At 54.4% G+C, this 24,816-nt stretch carries 20 protein-coding genes; 17 read left to right on the top strand and 3 right to left on the bottom strand.

Annotated features, from left to right (window positions below):
- The first annotated feature begins 76 nt into the window (after window positions 1-76).
- Genes metG through HMPREF1527_RS03355 form a run of 5 tightly spaced genes read left to right on the top strand, consistent with a single transcriptional unit; the run spans window position 77 to window position 5,510 of the window.
- A complete protein-coding gene (gene metG, locus HMPREF1527_RS03375) occupies window positions 77-1,690 on the top strand; it encodes a methionine--tRNA ligase (protein ID WP_016477296.1) in 1,614 nt (537 codons plus the stop codon).
- 10 nt (window positions 1,691-1,700) lie between these two features.
- Window positions 1,701-2,723 carry a 16S rRNA (adenine(1518)-N(6)/adenine(1519)-N(6))-dimethyltransferase RsmA gene (gene rsmA / locus HMPREF1527_RS03370; protein ID WP_016477295.1) on the top strand — a complete coding sequence of 341 codons (1,023 nt, stop codon included), beginning with the start codon at window positions 1,701-1,703 and terminating at the stop codon, window positions 2,721-2,723.
- Window positions 2,716-3,756 carry a TatD family hydrolase gene (locus HMPREF1527_RS03365; protein WP_016477294.1) on the top strand — a complete coding sequence of 347 codons (1,041 nt, stop codon included), beginning with the start codon at window positions 2,716-2,718 and terminating at the stop codon, window positions 3,754-3,756. The genes rsmA and HMPREF1527_RS03365 overlap by 8 nt, the downstream gene beginning before the upstream one ends.
- Window positions 3,756-4,424, top strand: coding sequence for a response regulator transcription factor (locus HMPREF1527_RS03360; RefSeq protein ID WP_035433668.1), 669 nt, complete (start codon window positions 3,756-3,758; stop codon window positions 4,422-4,424). Before HMPREF1527_RS03365 ends, HMPREF1527_RS03360 begins: the two co-directional genes overlap by 1 nt.
- 39 nt (window positions 4,425-4,463) lie before the next feature.
- Window positions 4,464-5,510, top strand: a complete 1,047-nt coding sequence (locus HMPREF1527_RS03355) for a HAMP domain-containing sensor histidine kinase (RefSeq protein WP_016477292.1) — start codon at window positions 4,464-4,466, stop codon at window positions 5,508-5,510.
- Window positions 5,511-5,552: 42 nt separating this feature from the next.
- Here the strand turns inward: HMPREF1527_RS03355 and HMPREF1527_RS07555 are convergent, their stop codons facing one another.
- Window positions 5,553-6,608 (bottom strand): GNAT family N-acetyltransferase, encoded by a 1,056-nt coding sequence (locus HMPREF1527_RS07555; RefSeq protein ID WP_016477291.1) that lies wholly within the window; start codon window positions 6,606-6,608, stop codon window positions 5,553-5,555.
- A gap of 335 nt (window positions 6,609-6,943) precedes the next feature.
- Between HMPREF1527_RS07555 and HMPREF1527_RS03345 the strand changes: the two genes are divergently transcribed.
- The 12 genes from HMPREF1527_RS03345 (at window position 6,944) to HMPREF1527_RS03290 (ending at window position 21,975) form a co-directional block, all read left to right on the top strand.
- Entirely contained in the window at window positions 6,944-7,747 is an 804-nt protein-coding gene (locus HMPREF1527_RS03345) for an ABC transporter ATP-binding protein (RefSeq protein WP_051113110.1), read from the top strand.
- Window positions 7,737-9,836, top strand: coding sequence for an FtsX-like permease family protein (locus HMPREF1527_RS03340; protein ID WP_016477289.1), 2,100 nt, complete (start codon window positions 7,737-7,739; stop codon window positions 9,834-9,836). The genes HMPREF1527_RS03345 and HMPREF1527_RS03340 overlap by 11 nt, the downstream gene beginning before the upstream one ends.
- A gap of 147 nt (window positions 9,837-9,983) precedes the next feature.
- The gene (locus tag HMPREF1527_RS03335; RefSeq protein ID WP_016477288.1) at window positions 9,984-10,547 is read left to right on the top strand and encodes a PTS glucose transporter subunit IIA; all 564 of its coding nucleotides are present in this window, start codon (window positions 9,984-9,986) and stop codon (window positions 10,545-10,547) included.
- Window positions 10,548-10,581: 34 nt separating this feature from the next.
- The gene (locus HMPREF1527_RS03330; RefSeq protein ID WP_016477287.1) at window positions 10,582-11,676 is read left to right on the top strand and encodes a nucleoid-associated protein; all 1,095 of its coding nucleotides are present in this window, start codon (window positions 10,582-10,584) and stop codon (window positions 11,674-11,676) included.
- 151 nt (window positions 11,677-11,827) lie between these two features.
- Complete coding sequence (locus tag HMPREF1527_RS03325) at window positions 11,828-13,087, top strand: CHAP domain-containing protein (RefSeq protein ID WP_016477286.1); 1,260 nt, start codon at window positions 11,828-11,830, stop codon at window positions 13,085-13,087.
- A gap of 166 nt (window positions 13,088-13,253) precedes the next feature.
- Window positions 13,254-14,342, top strand: coding sequence for a metal ABC transporter substrate-binding protein (locus HMPREF1527_RS03320; RefSeq protein WP_016477285.1), 1,089 nt, complete (start codon window positions 13,254-13,256; stop codon window positions 14,340-14,342).
- 7 nt (window positions 14,343-14,349) lie between these two features.
- On the top strand, window positions 14,350-15,180 hold the full coding sequence (locus HMPREF1527_RS03315; RefSeq protein WP_156825451.1) for a metal ABC transporter ATP-binding protein: 831 nt from the start codon (window positions 14,350-14,352) through the stop codon (window positions 15,178-15,180).
- The gene (locus tag HMPREF1527_RS03310; RefSeq protein WP_016477283.1) at window positions 15,173-15,985 is read left to right on the top strand and encodes a metal ABC transporter permease; all 813 of its coding nucleotides are present in this window, start codon (window positions 15,173-15,175) and stop codon (window positions 15,983-15,985) included. The genes HMPREF1527_RS03315 and HMPREF1527_RS03310 overlap by 8 nt, the downstream gene beginning before the upstream one ends.
- 345 nt (window positions 15,986-16,330) lie before the next feature.
- The gene (gene pheS, locus HMPREF1527_RS03305; RefSeq protein ID WP_016477282.1) at window positions 16,331-17,398 is read left to right on the top strand and encodes a phenylalanine--tRNA ligase subunit alpha; all 1,068 of its coding nucleotides are present in this window, start codon (window positions 16,331-16,333) and stop codon (window positions 17,396-17,398) included.
- Window positions 17,399-17,486: 88 nt separating this feature from the next.
- The gene (pheT, locus tag HMPREF1527_RS03300) at window positions 17,487-19,964 is read left to right on the top strand and encodes a phenylalanine--tRNA ligase subunit beta (protein WP_016477281.1); all 2,478 of its coding nucleotides are present in this window, start codon (window positions 17,487-17,489) and stop codon (window positions 19,962-19,964) included.
- Window positions 19,965-20,633: a hypothetical protein gene (locus tag HMPREF1527_RS03295; protein WP_016477280.1), complete on the top strand. Its 669-nt coding sequence runs from the start codon at window positions 19,965-19,967 to the stop codon at window positions 20,631-20,633. It abuts the gene before it with no gap.
- 115 nt (window positions 20,634-20,748) lie between these two features.
- A complete protein-coding gene (locus tag HMPREF1527_RS03290; protein WP_016477279.1) occupies window positions 20,749-21,975 on the top strand; it encodes an iron-containing alcohol dehydrogenase family protein in 1,227 nt (408 codons plus the stop codon).
- Between the two features lie 137 nt (window positions 21,976-22,112).
- On the opposite strand, the gene pyk is transcribed toward HMPREF1527_RS03290, so the two are convergent.
- Both pyk and HMPREF1527_RS03280 read right to left on the bottom strand, forming a co-directional pair.
- On the bottom strand, window positions 22,113-23,558 hold the full coding sequence (pyk, locus tag HMPREF1527_RS03285) for a pyruvate kinase (RefSeq protein ID WP_016477278.1): 1,446 nt from the start codon (window positions 23,556-23,558) through the stop codon (window positions 22,113-22,115).
- A gap of 62 nt (window positions 23,559-23,620) precedes the next feature.
- Window positions 23,621-24,625, bottom strand: a complete 1,005-nt coding sequence (locus HMPREF1527_RS03280; RefSeq protein WP_016477277.1) for a 2-hydroxyacid dehydrogenase — start codon at window positions 24,623-24,625, stop codon at window positions 23,621-23,623.
- Between the last annotated feature and the right edge of the window lie 191 nt (window positions 24,626-24,816).

The raw sequence follows: 24,816 nt of genomic DNA, 5'->3' as shown, positions 1-24,816 counted from the left end.
GGTTGTGACTGTCGGCTTCGATGCTGTTTTCCTGCGGTACAATTACAAAGTTATTGAAGTTTGTTGAGGGAGAGTCATGTCCGAAGATAAGCGGCCGTATTTCATCACCACGCCCATTTACTATGTCAACGCAAAACCGCATCTTGGCACCGCGTACTGCTCGCTTCTTTGCGACGTGCAGGCGCGCTTTCGCCGTGCGGCTGGCTACGATGTTTTCTTTCTTACCGGCATGGACGAGCATGGCGAGAAGGTCGCGCAGGCCGCGGCCGACCATGGTATGGAACCGCAGGAATGGTGTGATTCGCAAGTTCCGTATTTTAAGGATTTGTGGCGCGAACTTGGCGTCTCCTACGACGACTTTATCCGCACTACCGAGCCCCGTCAGCGCCGTGCCGTGCAGTACCTTTGGGAGCGTATGCGCGAGACCGGCTTTATCTACAAGGGTTCCTATGACGGCTGGTATTGCGTGCATGAGGAAACCTACTTTACCGAGACGCAGGTGGACAAGGCTGATGAAGAGCACGAAACGCCCGGTCAGCACCTGTGTCCTGACTGCCATCGTCCGCTTGAGCGTGTGACGGAGGAGTCGTGGTTCTTTAAGCTCTCCGCATTTCAAGACCGTCTGCTTGCGCTGTATGAAGAGCACCCCGAATTTGTTGAGCCTGATTTTCGTCTCAACGAGGTCCGCTCTTTTGTAGCCTCGGGTCTTCAGGACGTGTCTGTGTCCCGTACGAGCTTTGACTGGGGTATTCCGGTTCCCTTTGATGAGGGGCACGTTACCTATGTCTGGTTTGACGCGCTGCTCAACTACTATACGGCTATAGGATATGGCGACAGCTCTCCTGAAGCGGCGGCTTTACGCAAGCGTTTCTGGCCGGCGCAGATGCACGTGGTGGGTAAAGATATCATCCGTTTCCATTGCGTTATCTGGCCCGCCATGCTCATGGCTCTGGGCGAGAGCGTGCCTGAGCGCGTGTTTGCCCACGGCTTTTTGAACGTGCGCAATTCCGAAACCGGCACCTTGGAAAAGATGTCCAAATCGCGTGGGAATGCCATCGCGCCTGAGGATGTCATTGAGCTTTTAGGCGTTGAAGGCTATCGCTACTACTTCATGACTGACGTTACGCCCGGCGAGGACTCCGGCATTTCCTTTGACCGCATGGAGCAGGTCTATAACGCTGACCTCGCAAACAGCTGGGGCAATCTGGTTTCCCGTTCGCTTAACATGAGCGACAAGTATTTTGAGGGAGCGACGCCTGACGTCAATGGAGCGGACGTTCCTCTCGACAACCCTCTGCGCGCCCGTGCCGAAGGTATCTATGAGCGTTACTTCGCTTGCATGGACCGTATGGATTACGTGGGCGCCAAGGACGTGGTCATGGAGCTCGTTCACGCAGCCAATCACTATATCGAAGATTCCGCACCATGGGTCGTGGCAAAGGATCCCGCGCGTGCAGGCGAACTCAAAGAAATCATCTACGCGTTGCTTGAGGCCATCCGTATCAGTGCCCATCTGCTCATGCCGTTCATGCCGCAAACCTCTGCCGAGGTGCTTCATCGGATGAGTCTTGGCGATGATGAAATCGCTTCCGACAACCTTGCAAGAGATTGCGCGTGGGGCGGGCTTGCCGGCGGCTTGCCGGTGAGCAAGGGAGACGCACTCTTTCCTCGCCTGACGTCCAAAAAATAAGGGACAAGACGTGTCATCCGCTCCAAAAAACGTGGCGCGCGAGGAAATGTGCCACAGCGGGTCTTGTTCTGGGGCCGGCGCCGTCTCATGGCTTGCCGACGTTCGTGCGACGCGTGAGACGCTGGAAGCCTTCGGCCTTGCCACAAAATATCGCCTTGGTCAAAACTTTCTCATAAACGAGCAGGTTATTCGCAAGATTATCAACTTGGCTGAGCTTTCGCCTGATGATGTGGTTTTGGAAGTCGGTCCCGGCCTCGGGACGCTGACGGTGGCCCTTTTGGACCGGGCACGCGCCGTCTGTTCCGTTGAGGCTGATCGTGAGCTTGAGCGCGTATTGGACGCAACGTGCAAAAAGGATCATCAGGATTCCTTTGCTCTGATTATGGGAGATGCTCTTGCGATAACGCCTGAGAGGGTAGGCTCTACCTGCGCTTCATTGAAGGTCTTTGCGGACGAGAAGGACGCGCTTGCGTCCGCGCGTGCGAAAGATGTCTACATTGGTCCTACCAAGTTCGTCTCGAATTTACCCTATCAGGTGGCGGCAACCCTTATTCTTCAGTATTTTCAGGAGTTTTCTTCTCTTAAGAGGGCTGTGGTCATGGTGCAGGCTGAGGTCGCTGACCGCATTGCCGCGCAGCCGGGAACCAAGGCCTATGGCGCGTATACGGCGAAGCTTGCGTTGTGCGCGCGTGTTACCAGCCGCTTTGAGGTAAGTCCGGGCAACTTTATGCCGCCTCCGCGTGTGAACTCCGCCGTGGTTCGCCTTGAGCGAACGCAGGCGACAGATCCACAAACGGGAGAGGCGCTTGACGCGGGCCGGCTTGCTCAGACGGCGCAAGTCATTGACGTCGCTTTTGCGCAGCGCAGGAAAACCATTCGCAATTCTATGAGCGCTTCAGCCTTCAAAAAAGATACACTTGAAGAAGGGCTTCTCGCCGCAGGCATAGACCCTGGTGTTCGCGCGGAAACGCTCTATCCCGAGGATTTTGTGCGCCTTGCCGCAGCGCTTGCAGAAGGAGGTTCGCATGAGTAGAAAGAAACCGCACCTGTCCATGGCTGAAGTGGACGCCTTGACATTTGAGGACGGCCAGCTTTTTCATGACGCTCGCGGACGTGCTTTTTCTGCGCCTTCTCCGCTGGCGCCACTGGCCGATACCCATGGACATCTTGGATCTTTGGAAGAACATGATCCGGGAATGGCGCTTGCCCGCGCGGCTCTTGCCGGCGTGCGGCTTTTGGTATGCCCCATTGACCCCGCGTTTGCGCATGAGTTTCCCGATACTTGGAACGATCCCGTCGCTCTTGAAGCGTGGTTTGAGAAGAGCATTGACGCGGCCCGCCGTCATCTTGCGCGCTTTGCAGAGCTCGGTCTTGAGCCTCCGACATACACGGGAGCCTTTGAAGACGTTCCGGAGCTTTTGGAGAATGTGCATCTTATCGCAGGCGCGCACCCGTATTCCGCCGGTGAGTTTGACGATGTTGCAAGGAATCGCCTCGAGCAGCTCCTTGCAAGCAAGCGCGCCGTTGGTGTCGGTGAGATAGGCCTTGATTTTGGGCCGTATTGCGAGGTTCCTGAAGACGTGCAGGTGCATGCCTTCCGTGAGCAGCTGCGCATTGCGCACACACATGGACTTCCGGTTGAGCTGCATCTTCGTGACGGCGAGGGCAATACGCACGCTCATGACGTGGCGCTTGCGGTGCTTACGCAGGAGGGCGTTCCCGAGGCCGGTTGTGACTTGCATTGCTTTACCGATGACTTCACGGTCATGGAGCCTTTCGTGAGCCTCGGCTGTTATGTGGCGTTTGGCGGCGCCGCTACCTTCAAGCGCTCGGAAGCCATTCGCGCCGCGGCGCTCGCGTGTCCGGATTCGCGTATCCTTTCGGAAACGGACGCGCCGTACATGGCGCCCGAGCCGTTGCGCGGAGGCGAGTGTGAACCTGCGATGGTGGCGTTTTCCGCGGAACTTCTCGCCACTATACGAGCCGAGGTCGGCATGGCTTCAAAGCAGGAAACGTACGAGGCGTTCTGGGTCAACGCCGTGCGTTTGTGCGGACTGGATCAATGATGCAAAAACTTCTGGTAGTCGAAGACGACCAACATATCAGAGATGAACTGGTAACCCTGCTTCAGCGTAACGGCTACGAAGCGCAGGCGCTCACCTCCTTTGTAGACGTATCCGAACAGATTGCGCAATCCAGCGCGGATCTGGTGCTTTTAGACCTTAATTTGCCCGGCGTTGACGGACAACAGGTGTGCCGAGAAGTGCGTCGGAAAAGCAACATCGCCATCATCGTGGTTACCAGCAGAAATTCCGACCTCGATGAACTCATGACGCTTTCACTTGGTGCTGACGACTTTGTGCCAAAACCGTATAACGCCCAGATTTTGCTGATGCACATCGCAACCGTGCTTCGCCGGACGGGCGCTAAAGCGGCGTCGGCGGAACTTACGCACAGGGGAGTGACGCTTGACACGGCGGCGTGCCGCGTCACCGCTTCAGGATGCAGCGCCGAGCTTACCAAAAATGAGCTGCGGATACTTGCGGTTTTGATGCGGAACGCCGGCAGCGTGGTTTCACGTCAGCGTATCCAGGAAGAGCTGTGGCAGTCAGATGAGTTTGTCGATGACAACACCCTGACGGTAAACATCAGCCACCTGCGTCAAACGCTTGCGAGCATTGGCGTTCATGAGTATGTGGTGACGCGCCGCGGCCTTGGTTATATAGTCATGTAAGCCCTCAGGAAGAGCTGAAGAGTCTATGGAACGCGGCGTATGAATTTCTTCATATACATCAAGAATCGAACGATTGCCGTTCTGGCCGTTTTCGCTATGTCTGTGGCGCTCTACGCTACGCTGTATGTGGCTGGTGTTGATACGTTTGTTATTTGGTACTGCATCTGTCTGATTGTCATCGTAGCGCTGGTAGGGCTTATCGCCGATTATATTCACCGCCGCGCTTTTTATCGTGAGCTTTCCCAAAACCTTACGGCGATGAGCGAGCACGCGTTTCTAGCGCCTTCGATGTCGGCTATTCCCGCCACCTATGAAGAGCGCCTTTTTCATGAAGCGCTTGTCGCCATGTCAAAGTCCATGATGGATAGACTCGCGGAAAGCAAAACGGCCTCGCGAGAATACCGCGAATACATTGAAATGTGGGTACATGAAATCAAAACGCCCATCTCCGCGGCGCATCTGATAGCGCAGAATAATCCAGACGCTGCTACGGACGCTATGGACGTTCAGTTGTCCAAAGTTGAATCCCTTGTTGAGCAGGCTCTTTTTTATGCCCGTGGAACCGCGCTTGACCGCGACTTTTCTATCCGCCCCGTAAGCTTGGAGAAGGTAGTACGCGTCTCCCTTCGGACTAACGCGCGCGCCTTGATTGACGCGCATGTGACGCCGCGCCTTGAGCATCTCGCCTGTTCTGTCAGGACTGATCCGAAGTGGCTTTCATTTATCGTAAGCCAGCTGCTTATCAACGCAGCAAAATACAGGCGAGAAGATTTGCCCCTCGGAACGTCATTCGTGACGGTGTCAGCCGTTCAAAAAGAAGTTTCTACCGGTACGCGCGTGACCGAACTGATTGTGGCGGATAACGGCATAGGCATTCCTGAACAAGATCTTTCCCGAGTTTTTGACAAGGCGTTTACCGGCGAGAATGGACGCCGATATGCCAAGTCTACCGGTATCGGCTTGTACCTGGTGCATCAGCTCTGCACGAAGATGGGACTTTCCATTTCTGTGACGTCTCAGGTGGGAGCAGGTACCACGTTTACGATTACCTTCAGGGAGAGCATGCTCGACTTGCTTGACGCTTGAGCGTGACGTGCCGGCGCGTGGGCGAGAAGGGCTTCTCGCCAGCTAGACGTCTCGTTCCCAGAGTTCGTCTGTTTGCGGGTCCAATCCTATGACGAAGGTGTGGTGACCGAATGGCTTAAAGTCGAACTTGGCGTAGAGAGCTTTCGCGGGTTCGTTGTGTCCCCATACGCCAAGCCAGGCGCGCGTCTTGCCCAGCAGGCGCGCCTGTTGGAGGACAAAAGCCATAAGCTGAGATCCCAGGCCCCGGCTTTTGTATGCGGGCAGCAGGTAGATGCGCTGAACTTCCAGAGAATCCGCCCGCTGCGCCTCGGTTTGAGCATAGCCAACGCTGAGCTTCAGATAGCCCGCAACCCTTCCGTCCACCTCGATAAAGTAAAAGATGCCTTCGGGGTCGGCCAATTCCTTTTTAAGCACGTCGAGATCGTAAGCCTTCTGAACATAATCGGCCAGATCATCGGCTGTTTTGAACGGAAGAAACGTATCAATAAATGTAGTGATGCTTACGCGCCGCAAAAGCGGCAGCTCATCTGTGTACACAGGGCGGATGACAACGCGCGAAGCGTCGATTTTGACGGGAACGTCGTCGATGCCGAGGGCTCTGCGTGCTTGATCCAGGTTGAGCGTCATGAGGTGATGCTCAATGCCATAGTGCGTGATGGTTTCAGAGGGCTGAGCGGCAGCTTCAAAGCCCTCGCGTGCGTAGACGACTTCGGAGGTAGCCTGAGCTTCGACAAAGAGGGTTGAAGCGTCGTAGTTTTCCGCCACATACGCAATGGTGTCACGCAAAAGCTTGCCACCGATGCCATATCCTTTGCGGCGCGAACATACGCGGCCAATGGTCGGGCCGGGGTATGCGACGCCGTCATGAGTGACGCCGGAGTCAATAACTCTCAGGTATGCGGCCACGTTTTTCTCGCCGTGCGCGTCTTCATCGCGCGGAGTGTCCAGATAGAAGAGATGCGTGGCAACACGGTCAAGACCGTCCAGGTCATTGTAGACAATACCTTGCTGCGCAATGAAGGTTTCCGCACGCAGCGAAAGGATTTCATAGAGTTCCTCCGCGTTGAGCTCACAAAACCGTTTGACTACTAACTCCACAACGATCCCTCTCTCACCATTGGACGCGACGTGCCAACTTTATTATTGCTCAAGCAATGTGGCTCAGGCAATGTGATAAAACCGTAAGGTTTTTGTAAGGTGTATCGATGGCTCTACAGGCGCGTTTGCGTGACCATAGAGTCAAGCACAGTGGCGAGAAGCGCGGTACGGTTCGGTAAAAGCCGTGCATCTCGACAAAAGCCATGTACCTCGGCAAAAGCCGTGCGACTCGTATTCGTATCGCGCAGGTTGCGTCCGCGTTTTCATGCGTGGCGTAAGACGTTCAAAGGAGAAATTCCATGTCCAACGGCCCTATTGCTCCTTCCGGCACACACATGCAGCAGACAGTTCAACCAACCTCCAGTTCCGTTTTACCAAAGTTTGTGCTGGTGTGTCAGAATCTTGAAAAGTATTACGGGACCAGAAACAACATTACCAAGGCGCTTGACGGCATCAATCTATCCGTTCAGCACGGCGAATTTATCGCCATCATGGGTCCGTCAGGATCCGGCAAGACGACGCTTTTGAATTGCATTTCCACTATCGATCAACCAACTGCGGGTCATATCTTCATTGATGATCAGGAGATTACCAGTCTGCACGGACGTGACCTCGCGACGTTTCGACGCGACCGGCTGGGCTTCATCTTTCAAGACGCCAACTTGCTGGATACGCTGACGGCTCGAGAGAACATTGCGCTGTCGCTGACTATCGGCCATGTGGGTGCCAAAGAGACATTGGAGCGTGTCGAGAAGGTTACCCAGCGTTTAGAAATTTCAGGGGTTCTGGACAAGTTTCCTCATGAGATGTCCGGCGGTCAGCGTCAGCGCGTTGCCGCGGCTCGCGCTATCGTCACCAATCCTTCTTTGGTGCTGGCGGATGAGCCGACGGGTTCTCTTGACTCAAAGAACGCCCGCTCCCTGCTTGAGAGTTTTGAAGGCATGAACCGCGCGGGCGCTACTATCGCGATGGTCACCCACGATTCTTTCGCGGCTTCTTATGCTCATCGCGTAGTCTTTATCAAAGATGGTCGCGTCTTCAATGAGATTGTCCGTGGCGAGAAGAGCCGCAAACAGTTCTTCGATGAGATTATGGACGTCGTTTCCTTCCTGGGAGGGGAGGGCGCTGATGTACGCTAAGATTGCTCTTGGTAATGTGCGCAAGTCCCTACGGGACTTTGGTGTGTACTTTCTGACGCTGACGGTGGGCGTCGCGCTCTTCTACACGTTTAATTCTCTCACGCAGCAGGCTGTGGTTTTAGATTTGAGCTCAGATAATCGCTCCCTCGTAGAACTACTTTCAAACGTCATCTCTGGCGTATCGGTATTTCTCGCCGTAGTGCTGGGTTTTTTGGTGGTCTACGCCAATCGCTTTTTGATCCGTCGCCGCAAGCATGAGTTTGGCGTCTACTTCATACTTGGCATGACCAAACAGGGCGTCTCGAAAATTATTGTTTTAGAAACTCTGTTTGTAGGAGTATTTGCCCTTGCGGCTGGTCTCATCTTAGGAATTTTTGCTTCCCAACTTATGACGTACGCAACCGCGCGTCTCTTTGACGTGAAAATCGACCGCTTTACCTTTGTCTTTTCGTTGCAGTCGCTCATATCCACTGTTGTCTACTTTGCCGTCATGTTCGGCGTGTCACTTCTTTTTAACGTAGTAACGGTTTCGCGCTATCAGCTTATCGACCTTATCAATGCTGATAAGGTCAGCGAGCATGTAAAGGTTAGAAATCTTGCCGTATCTGTTGTCCTCTTTATTGTCTCGCTTGTGATCATCGGCGTTTCGTATCGTCTTTTACAGCATAACGGCATGAAACAATTCGATGGGGAATTCCTGAGCGCAACTGCTTTGGTCTCTGTGGGAACGCTGCTCTTTTTCTTCTCGATGTCAGGTTTTTTGCTCCGCTTCATTCAGACACGAAAGAGCTTCTATTTTCAGGGTTTGAATCCATTTACGCTGCGTCAGTTTAACAGCAGAGTTAACACGGCCTGGCTGTCCATTTCTCTCGTCTGCGCCATGCTCTTTATCGCCATCTGCGGTTTTTGTTCGGGCTTCTCGCTTGTTGAGGCAATGAATGCTCAGTATCGCTCTATCACCTCAGTAGACGCGCAGCTCTCTATGAGGGTGAACTATAATATGGATCCCCAGAGTATCACAACGATGGATCTGAACAAGATCATGCGATCTCGCTCTGCGAAGTGGGACGATCTGGTCGGAAGCTCCACCCAGATTGATGCCTATACCGTCAAAAATCCCGACGGCACTGTCAGGTTGATGTTCAACCTGTTTGCAGGGCTTGCCGGCGTTGACCCGGATTCCGTCTTTGCCGGATATACCAACGGCTCGGCTGGTTCCATCCCTATGCCAATCATTTCAGCCTCTCAGTACAATCGCTTGAGACAGCTGCAGGGCCTTCCGACCATCGATTTCGGTACTGACGGCTATCTCGTCTTGTCTACATCCGGTTCAGACATAAAAAAATTCTGGGAAACCTTCTCAAGGGGACGCTCGTCACTTGATTTGTACGGTACTACCTATCGTCCTGTTTCAGGCGGTTATGACACTGAACTAAAGATGTCCGGAAATGCCGATTTTTCCATGGTAGGAACTTTGGTCGTTGCTGACGGGGCTTTACCAAAAGGAGCGTCTCTTGAGCAATCAGTGCTCTTCATCAACTATGCGCAGCCGGGAGACGCCGGTGAGAAGATCTTCCGAGAAATACGAGATACCGCTTTTAAGGATGGCATCGCTCTTGGCGATGAAAACGACAGCTGGGGTGTGCTTCAGATTTCTTCAAGTAAAGAATTAGCCGCCCAAGCCGGTGGTACTACGGCAGTCGTGACCTATCTTGCTCTGTATATCGGCTTCGTGTTGCTCATTGCCTGCGCTTCAGTATTCGCGCTTCAGCAACTCTCAGAGGCAACGGATAACGTCCGCGCCTATCGGGTTTTAGCGGAGCTCGGCGCGCAGAGAAGCATGGTGAACCGGGCGCTCTTTATCCAGATTGGCGTCTATTTCTTGCTGCCGCTTATCGTCGCATGCTCCCACGCGTTCGTAGCGCTTTCGATAGTCACAAAGATTGCATCTCTTGCGGGCGGCATTGATATCGCGTCCACGATAGCTACGACCATAGCGCTGGTGCTTGCAATTTACGGTGGCTACTTTTTGCTCACTTATTTCACGGCAAGAAGCATCATTTTCAGAGGCAATCGCCGTATCAGTTAAGCTGACTGACAAGAGCGCCTTATAAGCACACGAGCGGATATTCGAGTTTGAATATCCGCTCATTCCGTTTGATCCTCTCCTTAGGTAGAATAAGCCTGATGTGTTGATGTTCTTCTCGCCACATACGATGAAGGTACTGGAGGAATCATGAGTCTTTGGTCTAAGGTCAAAAACGTATTCGTGTCCGTCAATGATGACGAGACGCCGCAAAAGGCTACGTTCGCTACGCGTGAAGATACCGTATACGCTCCTTGTTCTGGCGTGCTGATGAGCGTGCAAGAGGTTCATGACGAGGTAATTTCCAGCGGTCTTTTTGGCGAGGGGTACGGCATTTTACCTGTGGGTCTTGACTGCATTTACGCTCCCTGTGATGCTCGCGTGACGGCTACTAACGTAACAAACCACTCAATTGGCTTGACCACCGAGGGTGGCATTGAAATTCTGATTCACATCGGCGTTGACACCGTCAAAATGAACGGCAAGGGTTTCAGGCGTTTTGTGCATGTGAATGACGATGTTAAAGCGGGCGCGCCACTCATCGCGTTTGATTCGCTTGGTATTGAGTCCGCCGGATACGAGAATGTGGTAGTCATTACGATTACCAATGCGGACGAGTTTAGCCGTATTGATCTGGTGGGAGAGTCGGGTACGTTGGTGGGCGGCCGTCCGTTGGTCAAGCTCGGCGATCCGATTCTGCACGTTTCACGCTAAGGTTTGGCGTTTTTTTCGTTAGGGGTTTTCTTACATGCTTCGCGTTTCCAAGGCTATCCTGCACGTCTTTGATTTTGAGACGGGTGCAAAGTACTTTTCCGACACCGCTTTGGATCTGGAAGACCGTCAGACGCGCTCATACGTGCAGCGGCGCCTTCGCAAGATTACGTCTAATCCGGAATCTCGCCACGGTGCGTTTGCCGAGAAGAGCAACTTTGCGGGAGGACTTCAGGAGTACACCGCAGGCGATTTTGGATTCGTGGAGTTTTCGGTGCAGATTGCTCAGTGGTTCTGGGAAAATTTGCGTAAGGCGGATGAAACCGAACAGTGCGATCTTTTGGTGGCGGACTATCTCGATACCGATGCCAAGGCATCGTTAGCGGACGCTTCAGATACAGCGGGCGAGGACGGCGGTGTTTCCAACGCGTCTGGCGCGCGTGCCGCTGATGAAGCCTTTGAGGGCAATGGCAGACGGCTTTTTGCGATTGTTGTGCTTCCGCGCAGACAGTCTTTTATTCACGATGTTTTGAGCGGCTCCAACGAGATTTTGAAGCAGGACGCGACGCTGCCAAGTCCAACGCAAAAAGTTGATACCTACGCGGTTATTGATTTGGATACCGGCGCCATTGACTTTCATGATCGGGAGCGGTCGATGGCCGGTCAGAGCAAGCTCGTTATGCCCGAACTCTTTTTGCAGTGTTCCTCTGAGGCGTCCAGCCACGAGGTCATCAGTGAAGTCACCGAAATTGTTCAGGATTTGGCTGAAGAGTACGGCCTTGAACCTGCGGTGGAAGTTTCCCGCGCGAAGGCTGCGGTTGCCGCGGCCGTTGAGGTGGATGAAACTGTCGATCCCGTGAAGGTTGGCCGCCGGGTTTTTGAGGACAGACCGGAGATTCAGGAGCGCTATGAGGCGCAGGCTGTCGAAAAACGCTTGCCGGAGGAAATTTCAGTCAAGAGAGGTCCTGCCGGCCGCATCGCGCGCAACCACAAGATTCGCACGGACACCGGTATTGAGATTACCTTTCCTTCCGAAATGACCAATCACCCCGGGCTTCTTGAATTTATCCGCGAATCGGACGGAAGAATGACAATCTCTATTAAAAATGTGGCGCACATTGAGAACCGATAAAAGCGCTAGTTACCAGTGGTTCTTCTCGCCAGAGACAGAGCTTTTCTTCGAAAAATTCACAATCGTGTGGCCAAAAATTTGGCGCAGAGCATAAAAAGCGGGTAGAATAGCGGGATAGGTCCCACGTTCCCTATATGCACAAGGAGACCCGATGACGTTAAGACGAAATGCTCATACGAGCAAAGATGATAGGTACGACCAAGCGATTTCCCGTCGCGACGCATGCAAATTATTCTTGGGAGCAGGAGTCGCCGCGGCTGCGATAACGGCGTCTTTCGGTTTGCGCCCGCGCGCCGCGCTTGCAATTACCCAAAGTGATATTGATTCCGCGCAGAGCCAGTATGACGTGGCGCAAGCAAAGCTCAAGGAACTCTCAGAGCAGGTTTCTTCCATGCAAAGCGCCATGAACGACACGAACAACAAGGTCGAAGACGTTCAGAAGCAGATTGACAGCACGCAGAGCGATATTGAGGCGAAGCAGGACGAGATCAAGCAGAAGGAAGCTGAGATTGCCGAGAAGCGCAAGCAGCTTGGTGCTCGCATGTCCAGCAATTACAAGGCCGGTCCTCAGGGCGCGCTTGAGGTTCTTCTCTCCTCCGCCTCCTTTGAGGAGCTAACCAGCAACATCTATTATCTGGATAAGATTTCCGAATCTGATAAGAAGATGATTGCCGAGGTTAAGGCCCTGCGTGACGCCCTTGATCAAGAACGCCAGGCACTTGAGAACAAGAAGGCCGACCTTGAAAATCAGAAGGCAAGTCTTCAGACGCTTCAGGCTGACCAGCGCGCGCAGCTCGATAAGATTACCGCTAAGCAAAACGAAGCCGTTGAATATGTAAATAGCTTGGATGATCAGGTGAAGCAGCTTATCGCCCAGCGTGACGCGGAACTTCTTGAGGCTCAGCAGGCAGCTGCCATCGCGGCGCAGCAAAATTCCAATAGCAGTTCGTATTCCGGCGGAGGCTCGTCCGGTGGCGGCTCCTCATATAATGGAGGCTCCAATTCAGGCGGAAGCTCTTCCGGAGGTTCCGGCTCCGCGGCAGCGGTCGTAAGCGCCGCCAACTATACTGGCTCTACCGGCGCTGGCATGTGCGCCGCTTGGGTTTCCAACGTTTTCTCAAATGCCGGTATTGGTCATTTCTACGGAAACGCCTGCGACATGTACTACTCGTGGTGCCATTCGTCTGACAGAAACACCATTCAAACAGGCATGATTATCGCTGTCGCGTCTCTTGGAGGTTCCGCTGCGGCGCTCATTTACGGGCACGTCGGAATCTACATCGGCGGCGGTATGGTTCGCCATAACATCTCGGGCAATGTCGTCACGCAAAGCCTGTCATCTTGGATTTCCAACCTCGGCGGTCTCTCCACGCCTCGCTGGGGCTGGCTTGGCGGCGTAGCGCTTTCATAGGTTTGCTTCATACGCTTGCTTGTAATTTTTTGCTGGCAATAAAAGTTATATGAGGTATACTCCTTACAGCACATTGCGAAAGCGGGTCACCTTGAGGTGGCTCGCTTTCGTGCATTTTAGGGTCCTATGAAGAAATGCTCACGTTTGAGTTAGAAGGAGTTTGGATATGTCAGAGCGTTTTGATTACACTGTGGATACAGGCGTTTCTCGTTTTGGTACCGCCTCTCGTTGCGGCGGTTACGGCGTTATCTCTCGCCGGAGCGCGCTTGGCGTGCTTGGCTTGGGTTCGATAGCCCTTCTCGCCGGATGCAAGTCCAAGGGTGTGACTGATTCAAAAACAAAGAAGCTGAATATCGTGGCCAGCTTCTATCCCATGTATGACTTCGCAAAGAAGGTCGCGGGAGATTACGCCGATATCACCTGCCTGGTGCCTGCAGGTACAGAGCCCCATGATTGGGAGCCATCAACCAAAGATATGAAAACCATTCAAGAAGCTGATCTTCTGGTGTACAACGGCGCTGGCATGGAGCACTGGGTTCAGGATGTGCTTGACGGGCTTGGTAAGGATACCACGCTTGTCGCGGTCGAGGCTTCTCAGGGCATTGAGCTCAGAAAACTCGATGAGGATGAAGACGAGCATGACCATGAGCACGACCACGAGGACGAGCATAAGGACGAGGACGATCACGACCACGAGGACGATCACGAACACGGCTACGGTCATGACCACGGAGACACCGATCCGCATGTGTGGCTGAGCCCGGTCAACGCCATAGCCGAGATGAAAAACATCTGTGACGCTCTTGTGAAGGCGGATTCTGCTCACAAAGATTTGTATGAGGACAACTTCAAGAAGGCTCAGGCAGACTTCGAGACGCTTGACGGCAAGTATCGCAAGCAGCTCGACCCCCTTCCCAACAAGACCATTGTCGTTTCGCATGAGGCCTTTGGGTATATGTGCGATGCCTATGGCCTTGAGCAGATGCCCATTGAAGGCGTTGAGGCTGATGCGGAGCCAAATGCGCAGCAGATGAAAGAGATTGCTGACTTTGTGAAGGAGCACAACGTCAAGACCATCTTCTCTGAGGAGCTGGTAAGTCCCAAAGTCGCGCAGGCTATTGCTGACGCGACAGGTGCTACGGTAAGAGAGCTCAATCCGCTTGAGGGTCTGACAGATGAGCAACTCAAAAATGGCGAGGATTACATCTCCGTCATGAATGCCAACCTGAAAGAGCTGGTTGACGCTTTGTCGTAAGGAGGACGTGTTGCAGAAATGCGCAAACGTCATATCACTTAAGAACGTAAGTTTTTCGTATCGAGAAGCCCCTGTTCTTGAAAACGTTACGCTCACAGTGCCGCGCGGAGAGATTTGCGCACTTATCGGCGACAACGGGGCGGGCAAGTCAACGCTTGCCCGCCTTGTCATCGGCGAGTTCACACCGTCTTCGGGTACGGCTGAGCTCTTTGGTACTCCGGCGACAAAATTTAAGGATTGGGAGCTTGTCGGTTATGTACCGCAGATTCCAGCCGAGGCGACAAATCGTTTTCCGGCAAGCGTTTTGGAGCTTGTCGACGCCAGCCAGTATGCGCGCGCCAAAAAAGAGAGGCTGAGTGGCAAAGAGCGCCGGAGCCGGAGCCTTGAAGCCTTAGAGCTTGTAGGCATGAGTACATTTACAACGCGCATTATCCGCGAGCTTTCCGGTGGCCAGCTTCAGCGCGTGCGCCTTGCCTGCGCGCTAGTCAGCAATCCCGAGCTGCTTATTTTGGACGAACCTACGACAGGCCTCGATAAAGAGAGTCGTGACCATTTCTATTCGCTTGTTCGCGAAGCTCATGTGAGCCGCGACCTTGCGGTGCTTCTCGTCACCCATGATATGGCGGCGCTTGATGTACTCGCCTGTCGGGTAATCGAGGTTGCTGACCATGGCGCGCATGAGATGGCCGGGCGCGGTCACGGCGAGAGTCACTGCGCCGAACATGGCAGCCATTGCTGCGGCGGGCACGCGCAAGACAGAGGTTCACTTGATGATTTTGATGAGGCCTACGCGCTTCCGGAAGACCATGAAGACGAGGGGAGCGGACAGCATGTTTGAGTACGTATTCATGCAGCGAGGCGTTATGGTCGGCGTATTGCTGGGAGCAGTCATTCCTCTGGTGGGCGTCACGGTGGTACTTAAGCGTCTTTCGATGATTGGAGACGCGCTTTCCCATACATCGCTTGCCGGTGTGGCCGGCGGTCTTATCGCAGGCGTCAATCCCGTGATAGGTGCCGTGGTAGCGTGTTTTACCGGAGCGCTGTGTGTTGAGGGAGTGCGCCGCCGTTTCAAAGATCAGTCCGAGCTGGCCGTTGCGGTCGTCATGGCCGCGGGCATTGGCCTTGCGGGTGTGCTTTCAGGGTTTGTGCCCAACTCGTCAAGTTTTAACAGTTTCATGTTCGGCAGCATCCTGACCGTAAGCGAGCAAGAAACGCATATCATCGTAATCATCAGCGTGCTGGCGGTGGCGTATGTGTTTTGTATGCGCCGCGAACTTTTTCTAATGTCCTTTGACGAGCGACACGCTCGCGCGGTTGGTGTTCCTGTAAGCCTTACCAACTTTGGCTTTGTTATTGCGGTTGCGCTGGTGGTTGCCGTGGCGGCACGCACGGTAGGTTCGCTCATTGTTTCAAGCATGATGGTGGTACCGGTAGCTTGCGCTCTGCAGCTTTCGCGCTCATGGAAGCAATGCTGTTTGATTTCTTCAGGTATTGGCGTGCTGACGTCTTTGAGTGGCCTGGTAGTCTCCTACGAGCTGGGGCTGAAGCCCGGTGGCACCATCGTTCTTCTCGCCGTAGCAACGCTTCTTGTCGTATTTGCGGTGAAACGCGTGATTTTCGCCGTCAAACGCGTGCGTGTGTGATACGCTAGGCAGGCGCGTTGACGGAGAGGTTTGGTCGCAGACGCCGCGGACAGAGAGGGAACCTGCAGCTGAGAGGTTCCTGCGCGGTAGCGTTCAAAGTTCACTCCCGAGCTATGACCTGAACGGCGCCAAGAAGGAGAAAAACTCCTGAGGTACGTACCTTACGAGGGCGAGCAGTACCTCTTTTGGAGGCTCAGTAGGGAAGTCGGCCGCTTCACGAAACGAAGCTCACAAGAGGGCTGGTGGGAGAAAAAACCCGCTGGTCAACCGAGGTGGTACCGCGGAGCTTATCCGTCCTTGGACACAGAAGTGTTCGGGGCGGTTTTTTACAAAAGGAGTACGTACATGGGAATGTCCGAAGAACTGCAGCAGATTCGCGGGCAGGTGTTGAAGGGCGTCGCCGAGGCGGCCAGCTTAAGCGCGCTTGATGAGGTGCGCGTGAGGTCGTTGGGCAAAAAAGGATCGCTGACAGCTATCATGCGCATGATGGGATCGGTTCCTGCGGACCAGCGTCCCGCTATGGGGCAGCTTGCCAATACGGTGCGAGCCAACGTGGAGACGGCTATTCGCGAGCGTCAGGTGGCGCTGAAGCGCGCTGAGCTTGAGCGGCGCATGAGGGCCGAAGCTACCGATGTCACCTTGCCCGGCCGTCGTGTTTCTCCCGGTACACAGCACCTTATTGAGCAGGTGCGAGAAGAGATGGAAGACATCTTTGTCAGCCTGGGGTACACCGTTGAGAGCGGCCCCTACGTTGAAACAACGTACTACAATTTTACCGCGCTCAACGCGCCTGAGGACCATCCCAGCCGTTCAAGCAAAGATACCTTTTATGTGGAAGATAGAGCTCCGGAGGGCAAGAAGAGCCATGTGCTCGGCGAGTCTGATGTGCTGCTGCGCACGCAAACCTCAGGTGTTCAGGTACATACGATGGAAACAAAAAAGCCTCCCATCTACATGATTTGTCCCGGTACCGTCTTTCGTCCCGATACGGCAGACGCTAACCATCTGCCGCAGTTTACGCAGATGGAAGGTCTGGTGGTTGACGAGGGTATTACGTTCGGCGATCTCAAAGGGACGCTTGACCACTTTACCCGTGAGATTTTTGGTAAAGACCGCGCGACCAGGTACCGCCCTCACTTCTTCCCGTTTACAGAGCCAAGCTGCGAGGTGGATGTGTCTTGTGGCGTGTGTCACGGCGAAGGCTGCCGTTTCTGCAAGTATACGGGTTGGCTTGAGATTCTTGGCTGCGGCATGGTGGACCCCAACGTCTTTGAGTACTGCGGCATCGATTCGGAAGTGTATACCGGCTTTGCCTTCGGCATCGGCGTTGAGCGTGTAGCCGCGCTTCGCTATGACCTCCCTGACCTGCGCATGCTTATCTCCGGTGATGAGCGCGTGCTCCGCCAGTTCTAATCGTTGTATCTTCGTCGCGCTGTGGTAGCCCGCTGACGGTGACTGAAGTGACAACATCTGCAGCAGTGCTTGCGAGAAAGGTTTTTTCATGCGCATATCTTATGAGTGGCTCAAGACGATGGTTGACCTGCCGGAAGACCCGCTTGACCTTGAAAAAGAGTTCGTCCGTACCGGTACCGAGGTTGAGGCGGTCGAGCGCGTGGGCGCGAATCTTGACCATGTGGTGACGGCGCAAGTTGTCAAAAAGACGCCTCATCCCGATTCTGACCATATGTTCGTTACCCTGGTGGATGTGGGGAAGAACAACGTTGACGCTGAAGGTAACCCCGAGCCGCTTCAGATTGTTTGCGGCGCTCAGAACTTCAACGAAGGGGATCACATTGTGACCGCCATGATTGGCGCGGTGCTGCCGGGGGATTTCAAGATTAAGAAGTCCAAGCTGCGCGGCGTTGATTCATGCGGCATGAACTGCTCCTCTCGCGAGCTCGCTCTTGGCGATGACTGCGGCGGCATCATGATTCTTCCCGATGACGCTCCAATCGGCATGCCGATAACCGATTACCTGGGCATGTCCGATACCGTGCTTGACTGCGAGATGACGCCCAACCGTCCTGACTGCCTGTCCATGACGGGTGTGGCCGTTGAGGTTTCCGCGATGTATGACGAGGACACCCATATTGCGCTGCCTACGATTCAGATGGAGCAAGGTTCTGACGCGTCCGACCTTGTAGATGTCGCCATAGATGACGCTTCGTTATGCTCTCGCTATACTGCTCGTGTGGTGCGCAACGTCAAGATTGGAGCGAGCCCCGAGTGGCTTGCGCGCCGCGTCACTGCGGCGGGAGGCCGGCCTATCAACAATGTGGTTGACGTTACCAACTATGTAATGTATCTGACAGGGCAGCCTCTGCACGCGTTTGACCTCGGTAAACTTATCGAGCGTGACGGTAAACGCCATATTGTGGTGCGTGCGGCCGCGGACGGCGAGCACATTACCACCCTTGACGGTCAGGATCGCGTTCTGACCCCCGATATGGCTCTCATTACCGATGACGGCGCAACGCCGGTTGCTCTTGCAGGCGTTATGGGCGGCCTTGATTCAGAGATTGACGAGGCTACGGTTGACGTGCTTCTTGAATCCGCCGTCTTTGACCATGGACATATTAGCCGTACCAGCAGAAATCTTGATCTCATGAGCGAGGCTTCAATCCGTTTTGAGCGCGGAGTCGATCCGAATGCCTGCGCCGATGTGGCCGATATCGCGGCCGCCCTCTTTGAGGAGTGCTGTGGCGCCGAGGTCTGCCCCGGTATCGTGGACGTGTATCCGCAGCCGCTTGAAGCTCCCGCTATCAGCTTCCGTCCTTCTCGCGCCCGCGCTCTTGCGGGAGCTCCCATTGATGACGACTTCATGCTTTGCCGCCTTGCTCGTCTTGGCTGTGCGTTTGGCGAGAAGACCTGCGCGACTGACGGCTCCCTTGCGTCCGTTGCCGTGACGGCTCCGACCAACCGTCCTGACTTGGCGCGCGAGGTTGACCTTATCGAGGAAGTTATGCGCCTCTGGGGTGAAGGTGATATTGAAGCAACGCTGCCGGCGGCTCGAAATCATGCGGGCGGTCTGACTGCAGAGCAGCTTCGCGCGCGCAAGATTGGACGCACGCTGCGGGCGCTCGGTCTGAATGAGACGAAGTCGTATCTGTTCGCAAGCTCTGAGGATCTCACCAAACTCGGTATGGGAGAAGAAAGCCGCGGCCTTCCGGTAAAAGTCATCAATCCGCTGGTGTCAGATCAGTCTGAGATGCGCCGCTCTTTGCTGCCCGGTCTGCTGCGGTCGGTTGCCTATAACCTCGACCACGGCGTGGAGAACATCGCGCTCTATGAGATGGGTCGCGTACTCTTTGGGCGTGAGGGTAAGAGTCAGCCCGATGAGCCGAGTTATGTCGCGGGCGTGCTCTGCGGTCGACCTGCGGATGACGCGTGGAATATGAAGTGGCCCGCGTATGACTTCTTTGACGCCAAGGGCGTTGTCGAGGGTCTGCTTGAAGAGTTGCGCATTCCAAAGGTGCGCTTCCGCGCGGTCGATTCCGAAGCGTATGGCTGGCTGCAGCCTGGCTGTGCCGCTGAGGTTCTTGCCGAAGGCGAAGTCATTGGCTGGGTGGGCAACATTCACCCGCTTGCGCTTCAGAACTTTGACGTTGAGGCTCCCGTGGTTGCTTTTGAGCTTTCCGTGGCGGCGCTGCAGCGTCTTGCCCGTAAAGACTTGCCTATTGTTGAACCTCCAATGTATCCCGGCATCGCTATCGATCTTGCCATTGTAGTCGATGAAAAAGTTACCTGTGAGCAACTTACGCAGCGCCTCCGCTCTGCCGGTGGTAAGCTTTTAGCAGACGTTCGTCTCTTTGACGTCTATCGCGACCGCGTGCGCGTGGGAGAAGGCAAAAAGTCCATGGCCTTCTCGCTTACGTATCGCGCGGATGACCGCACGCTGACCTCGGAGGAAGTCGAAAAGACCCACACTAAGCTGGTTGAGAAGGTCATGCGTTCAACAGGAGGAGAGATTCGTTCATAAATGCCCAGTTGGAACGTACATATCGCTCATGCGGACCGGCTTCTCAGAGAGGCGGGAGCCGGTCCTTTGGGTGTGCGTGATGTGGACGCGTTTCTTTTTGGCAATGTTTTGCCTGACGTATATGTGGGCTACATGGTGAGCGAACCCACCAAAATACTGCGGTACTGCCTGACGCATCAGTCCTATCCCGGCGGGATTCCAATCCCAAGCTACAAGCGGTACTGGCGCAATTTCATTGCCCCGTATGACTGCGGCGAGAAGGACGGCGGCGTCAGCGATATGATGCTCGGCGTGTGGTGTCATATCGTATGCGACCATATCTACAACACCTATACGCGGCGCTTCATTCGAAGCCACGGTATTCCTGTGGGAGAAAAGACGCGCATTCGCAAGCAGACCGACTTTGATTTGTACGGGCGATCGCTCAGTATGAGCCGCCTGCCCCGCCTGACGCCCGAACTGCTGCGACAGGGAATGGCCTATCCGCAATACCGCATACAAGAGGAGGACATCCATGCCGCTCTTGAGGTTGTCGATGAGATTGCGCAGACTAATCTTGCCGCGCATGAAGACAATCCGCACTACACCATGCTCACAACAAAGTTCTTCTCAATTGCCGCTGATGAGGCTCATTGGGTGATGCTGCGCGGACTTACGGGGCGAATATGAAATTGTTACAACCCGGTTATTACTCTGTGAGCGAGCGCTCTTCTTGCCGTCTGTCCCGCTAGACTGACTCTCACATGTCAGCCGTACAAAAGTGCGGGCGCGAAAGGGGAAAGTCATGGACAAGATGGAATCTCGCGGAACGTTTACGGAGTATCTGCCGTCCTATACGGTCGGTGTTGACGCATATCAGGCTGTTCCCCATATTACCAGGCGTTTTGGTAAGCACGCGGTAGTCATCGGCGGCGCGACCGCTATGGAAAAGGCCAAGCCGCGGCTGCTTAGCGCGCTTCAGGGTTCTGACGTGCTTATTGACAGCTGGGTGGTGTATGGCTCCAATGCTACACACGCAAACGCTCGCTCGATTGCTGAGCGGGAGGATGTTCGCGCTGCCGACATGCTCTTTTTAATGGGAGGTGGCCGCGCTATCGATGAGGGCAAAGAAATCGCGACCATCCTTGATAAACCGTACTTTACCTTTCCCACGCTTGCTTCCAACTGCGCGCCTATTACACGTATCGCGGTGTTTTATAAAGAGGACGGCTCATCAGACACATACTTCATTCCGGCCGAACTTCCGGTGCACACCTTCATTGATACGCAGGTTATCGTTGAGTCTCCCGATGAGTATTTCTGGGCCGGCATCGGCGACGCTTTCTCCAAAGGCCCCGAAGTCGAACTTTCTTCTCGCGATGTCGATTTGGTCCACAGCCCGCTCATGGGTCGCTCTCTTGCGGGAGGAGCGTGCGTTGAGCCGCTCTTCGACTATGCCGAACAAGCGCTTGCCGATAAGCGCGCCGGTATCCCATCCGACGCGTTTGAGCGCGTTGTGCTGAACATTATTGTCACCGCCGGCGTCGTTTCCAACATGACCACCAACCTGGCGGCCGAGCGAGGCGCCTATTACTTCAATTCCTCTGCGGCGCATGCCTTCTATAACGGCTTTACCATTCTTGGCGAGCGTGCCGAGAAGCACCTTCACGGCGAGGTGGTCTCCTTTGGTACCTGCGTGCTGTACTCCTTCGACAACAACGTTGAGGGCTTGAAGGCGCAGGTTGCCTTGAACGAGAAACTCGGGCTTCCTACAACGCTGGCCTCTTTGGACATTACGGAGCTTTCTCAAGACGCTGATCTTGACGCTCTTCTTGCGGTGGCGCAAAAGACTAACGAGTGGGGTCGCGCTCCGTACGGATACACACCCGAGCGTTTCCGTCAGGCGATTCTTGACGCTGACGCGTATGGCCGCGCGCGTAAGGCCGGCGATACGGCCGCCGAAGCTGAGGCTCTCGCGGCTGTGACCGCACACGCCGTGACACCTGCGACTGCGGCGCCGCGAAGGCTCTAGGGTTTCAGCGCACCTGTACAGAAAACGAAAGCAGTCTAAAAAAGACGCGCCCGGTTAAATCCGGGCGCGTCTGTTGTATACCACTCAGGTGCAGGTATATGAGCTATATGCTAGTGATCCTAGCCTATTGAACCTCGTTACTGAACCTGGCAAATCATGGCGACGTTGGTAGATGTGGTGTAGTCGCCAAGACGCGGGCTGGTCTGAGGATCGCCTGCGGTCAGAACGACCAAATCGCCGGCTTCAGCGACGCCGACTTCCTTGGCAACCTGCAGAGCGTTGTACATGGTGTTGGCAAGAGAACCCTGCTCGGTTGTCTTGTACGCGTAGACGCCCCAGTAGAAGCATGTGCGGCGGATAGCCTCATCGCTTGGAGACATAGCGTAGAGCGGACGCTTCGGGCGGAAGTTGGACACCAGACGGGCGGTGCGGCCGGAGTGCGTCGGGCAAATGATGCATTTCGCGTCAACGGTCAGCGCCATGTTGACGGCTGCAAAGCCGGTTGCCCCGTTGATGTTCTTGAGGCCTTTGCGCTGATGATAGGTATCTTTCACAGAGAGGTACTTCTCGGTCTCCTTGCAGATGGCGGCCATGGTTTTAACCGCCTCAATAGGATACTTACCAGCCGCGGACTCGCCGGAGAGCATAACGCAGTCGGTGCCGTCATAAATGGCGTTTGCGACGTCAGTAACTTCCGCACGAGTAGGACGGGGATTGCGGATCATGGAGTCGAGCATCTGCGTAGCGGTGATAACGGGTTTATACGCCGCGTTGCACTTCTTGATGATGGTCTTCTGGATGTGGGGGACCTCAGCTGCAGGTACTTCAACACCCAAATCGCCACGGGCGACCATGATGCCGTCAGAAGCGGAAAGAATTTCGTCAAAATTCTTGACTCCCAGAACAGACTCAATCTTGGGGAAAATCTGGACGTTCGGGGTGCCCATCTCGCGGCAGATGTCGCGAATCTCGCTGACAGCCTCGCCATCGCGGATGAAGGAAGCGGCAATGGCGTCAATGCCAAGCTCGCAGCCGAACATGATGTCGGCCCGGTCCTGCTCGGTAACGGAAGGCAGGCCGATGTTGACGTTGGGAACATTGACGCCCTTTTTCTCGCCAAGCTCGCCTCCATTGATAACCTTGCAGTACATATCGGTGCCATCGACATGGTCGACCTCAAGGCCAATAAGGCCATCATCAATCAAGATGATGGAACCCTTTTCGACTTCATTAGGAAGGTTTTTGTAATCAAGCGAGAAGCGCTTTGCGGTGCCGATGACGTCATCGTCGGTGGTGATAACAACCTCATCGCCGGTATTGAGCATGACCTTCTTGCCGTCCTTCAGAACGCCGGTGCGAACCTCGGGACCTTTGGTGTCAAGCATGATAGCGACAGGAATACCCAGCTCGGCGGAGATATTGCGAACGCGGGCGATCATGTTGCGGTGGTAGTCATGGCTGCCATGAGAGAAGTTGAATCGAGCAACATTCATGCCCGATTTAATGAGCTCCGTAAGGACCTCGTCACTTTCTGTTGCAGGTCCCATGGTGCATACAATCTTCGTTTTCTTCTTCTGTGCCATGTTTCTCCTTTTCATAGTCGAGATGTACTCAAGCGGGGCTTGAGCGATTAAACCAAATATCCTTAGCAGACAACGCTCTTTTCGATAAACTCATTGCCTGTTGCGAACGCCTGCGCATTTTCAAGCGTAACGCGCGCAATTTGAGCGAGAGCCTCATGGGTAAAGAACGCCTGGTGGCTGGTCATAACAACGTTGGGGAAGGAGCAGAGCTCGGCGGTTATCGAGCTGAATACCTCATCACCGCGGTCGCGGTAAACGTTGGGATTTTCCTCCTCGTAGACGTCAAGTCCGCAGGCGCCAATCTTTCCGGAAAGAATGCCGCGGATAAGCGCCTGGGTGTCGACAAGTCCGCCGCGTCCCGTGTTGACCAAAATGACGCCATCTTTCATCTCGCCGATGGTCTTGTCGTTGATCATGTGGTAGCTTTCCTCATTCAAAAACGCGTGCAAAGAGATGAAATCTGAACGTTTCCAAAGCTCGTCATAGTCGACGTATTCATCGACAACGTGCTCCTCATCAACGAGCTTCTGGTTGGGATAGAGGTCAGCGCCAAGGACGGTCATGCCAAAGCCCTTGCAGATGCGGCAAAGCGCCGCGCCAATGCGACCGGTGCCAACGATACCCGCGGTCTTGCCGTGCAGCGTCTCGCCGACAAGGCCAACAAGCGAGAAGTCATTCTCGCGAATACGGTTGTATCCACGATGAATACGGCGGTTAGCGCAGAGTCCAAGGCCCATAGCGTGCTCGGCGATTGCCTCAGGAGAGTAGGCAGGAACGCGTGTAACTCTGATGCCAAGATCCTTTGCGGCCTCAACGTTGACGGCATCGAAGCCCGCGCAGCGCATGAGTACCAACTTGACACCAAAACCCGCGAGGATTTCCAAGGTCATAATACCGGCGTCGGCGTTGACAAAAGCGCAGACAGCGTCATAGCCTTGGGCAAGAGACGCGGTTAGCGGCGTGAGGTTAATCTCGGTATAGTCAATAGAGACATCGGGATAATCTTTGAGCTCCTTGTTAAAGGAGTTTCGATCGTAGCTTTGAGCGCCGTAAAACAGGATTTTCATAATTCCTCCGTTTGTAGCTCACTCGTACTTCCAATAACTAACGTTTTCTATTTTACCGCTCATTAAGGGTAATGGCATAGGTTTTTGAGAGAACTTACAAAGGATTCGTCAAGTATTCATCGATGACAGGATGTATATATTCCACAGACGGATACTTTGGCGAGAAGTTCTATGTATATGAGAGCGTTCTA

It is taken from the genome of Atopobium sp. oral taxon 199 str. F0494, assembly GCF_000411555.1.
Classification (GTDB): Bacteria; Actinomycetota; Coriobacteriia; order Coriobacteriales; family Atopobiaceae; genus Lancefieldella.
Note: the sequence above shows the minus strand (reverse complement) of the source record. Positions and strands in the feature narration are given on the sequence as shown.

Excerpts from the sequence above, each read along its gene's own strand:
- HMPREF1527_RS03310 (WP_016477283.1), top strand. The coding sequence starts at position 15,173 with ATGTTTGAGTACGTATTCATGCAGCGAGGCGTTATGGTCGGCGTATTG.
- HMPREF1527_RS03295 (WP_016477280.1), top strand. The coding sequence starts at position 19,965 with ATGCCCAGTTGGAACGTACATATCGCTCATGCGGACCGGCTTCTCAGA.
- HMPREF1527_RS03320 (WP_016477285.1), top strand. The coding sequence starts at position 13,254 with ATGTCAGAGCGTTTTGATTACACTGTGGATACAGGCGTTTCTCGTTTT.
- HMPREF1527_RS03365 (WP_016477294.1), top strand. The coding sequence starts at position 2,716 with ATGAGTAGAAAGAAACCGCACCTGTCCATGGCTGAAGTGGACGCCTTG.
- HMPREF1527_RS03360 (WP_035433668.1), top strand. The coding sequence starts at position 3,756 with ATGCAAAAACTTCTGGTAGTCGAAGACGACCAACATATCAGAGATGAA.
- HMPREF1527_RS03325 (WP_016477286.1), top strand. The coding sequence starts at position 11,828 with ATGACGTTAAGACGAAATGCTCATACGAGCAAAGATGATAGGTACGAC.
- HMPREF1527_RS03335 (WP_016477288.1), top strand. The coding sequence starts at position 9,984 with ATGAGTCTTTGGTCTAAGGTCAAAAACGTATTCGTGTCCGTCAATGAT.
- metG (WP_016477296.1), top strand. The coding sequence starts at position 77 with ATGTCCGAAGATAAGCGGCCGTATTTCATCACCACGCCCATTTACTAT.
- HMPREF1527_RS03345 (WP_051113110.1), top strand. The coding sequence starts at position 6,944 with ATGCAGCAGACAGTTCAACCAACCTCCAGTTCCGTTTTACCAAAGTTT.
- HMPREF1527_RS03290 (WP_016477279.1), top strand. The coding sequence starts at position 20,749 with ATGGACAAGATGGAATCTCGCGGAACGTTTACGGAGTATCTGCCGTCC.
- HMPREF1527_RS03330 (WP_016477287.1), top strand. The coding sequence starts at position 10,582 with ATGCTTCGCGTTTCCAAGGCTATCCTGCACGTCTTTGATTTTGAGACG.
- HMPREF1527_RS03355 (WP_016477292.1), top strand. The coding sequence starts at position 4,464 with ATGAATTTCTTCATATACATCAAGAATCGAACGATTGCCGTTCTGGCC.
- pheT (WP_016477281.1), top strand. The coding sequence starts at position 17,487 with ATGCGCATATCTTATGAGTGGCTCAAGACGATGGTTGACCTGCCGGAA.
- pheS (WP_016477282.1), top strand. The coding sequence starts at position 16,331 with ATGGGAATGTCCGAAGAACTGCAGCAGATTCGCGGGCAGGTGTTGAAG.
- HMPREF1527_RS03280 (WP_016477277.1), bottom strand. The coding sequence starts at position 24,625 with ATGAAAATCCTGTTTTACGGCGCTCAAAGCTACGATCGAAACTCCTTT.
- HMPREF1527_RS03340 (WP_016477289.1), top strand. The coding sequence starts at position 7,737 with ATGTACGCTAAGATTGCTCTTGGTAATGTGCGCAAGTCCCTACGGGAC.
- pyk (WP_016477278.1), bottom strand. The coding sequence starts at position 23,558 with ATGGCACAGAAGAAGAAAACGAAGATTGTATGCACCATGGGACCTGCA.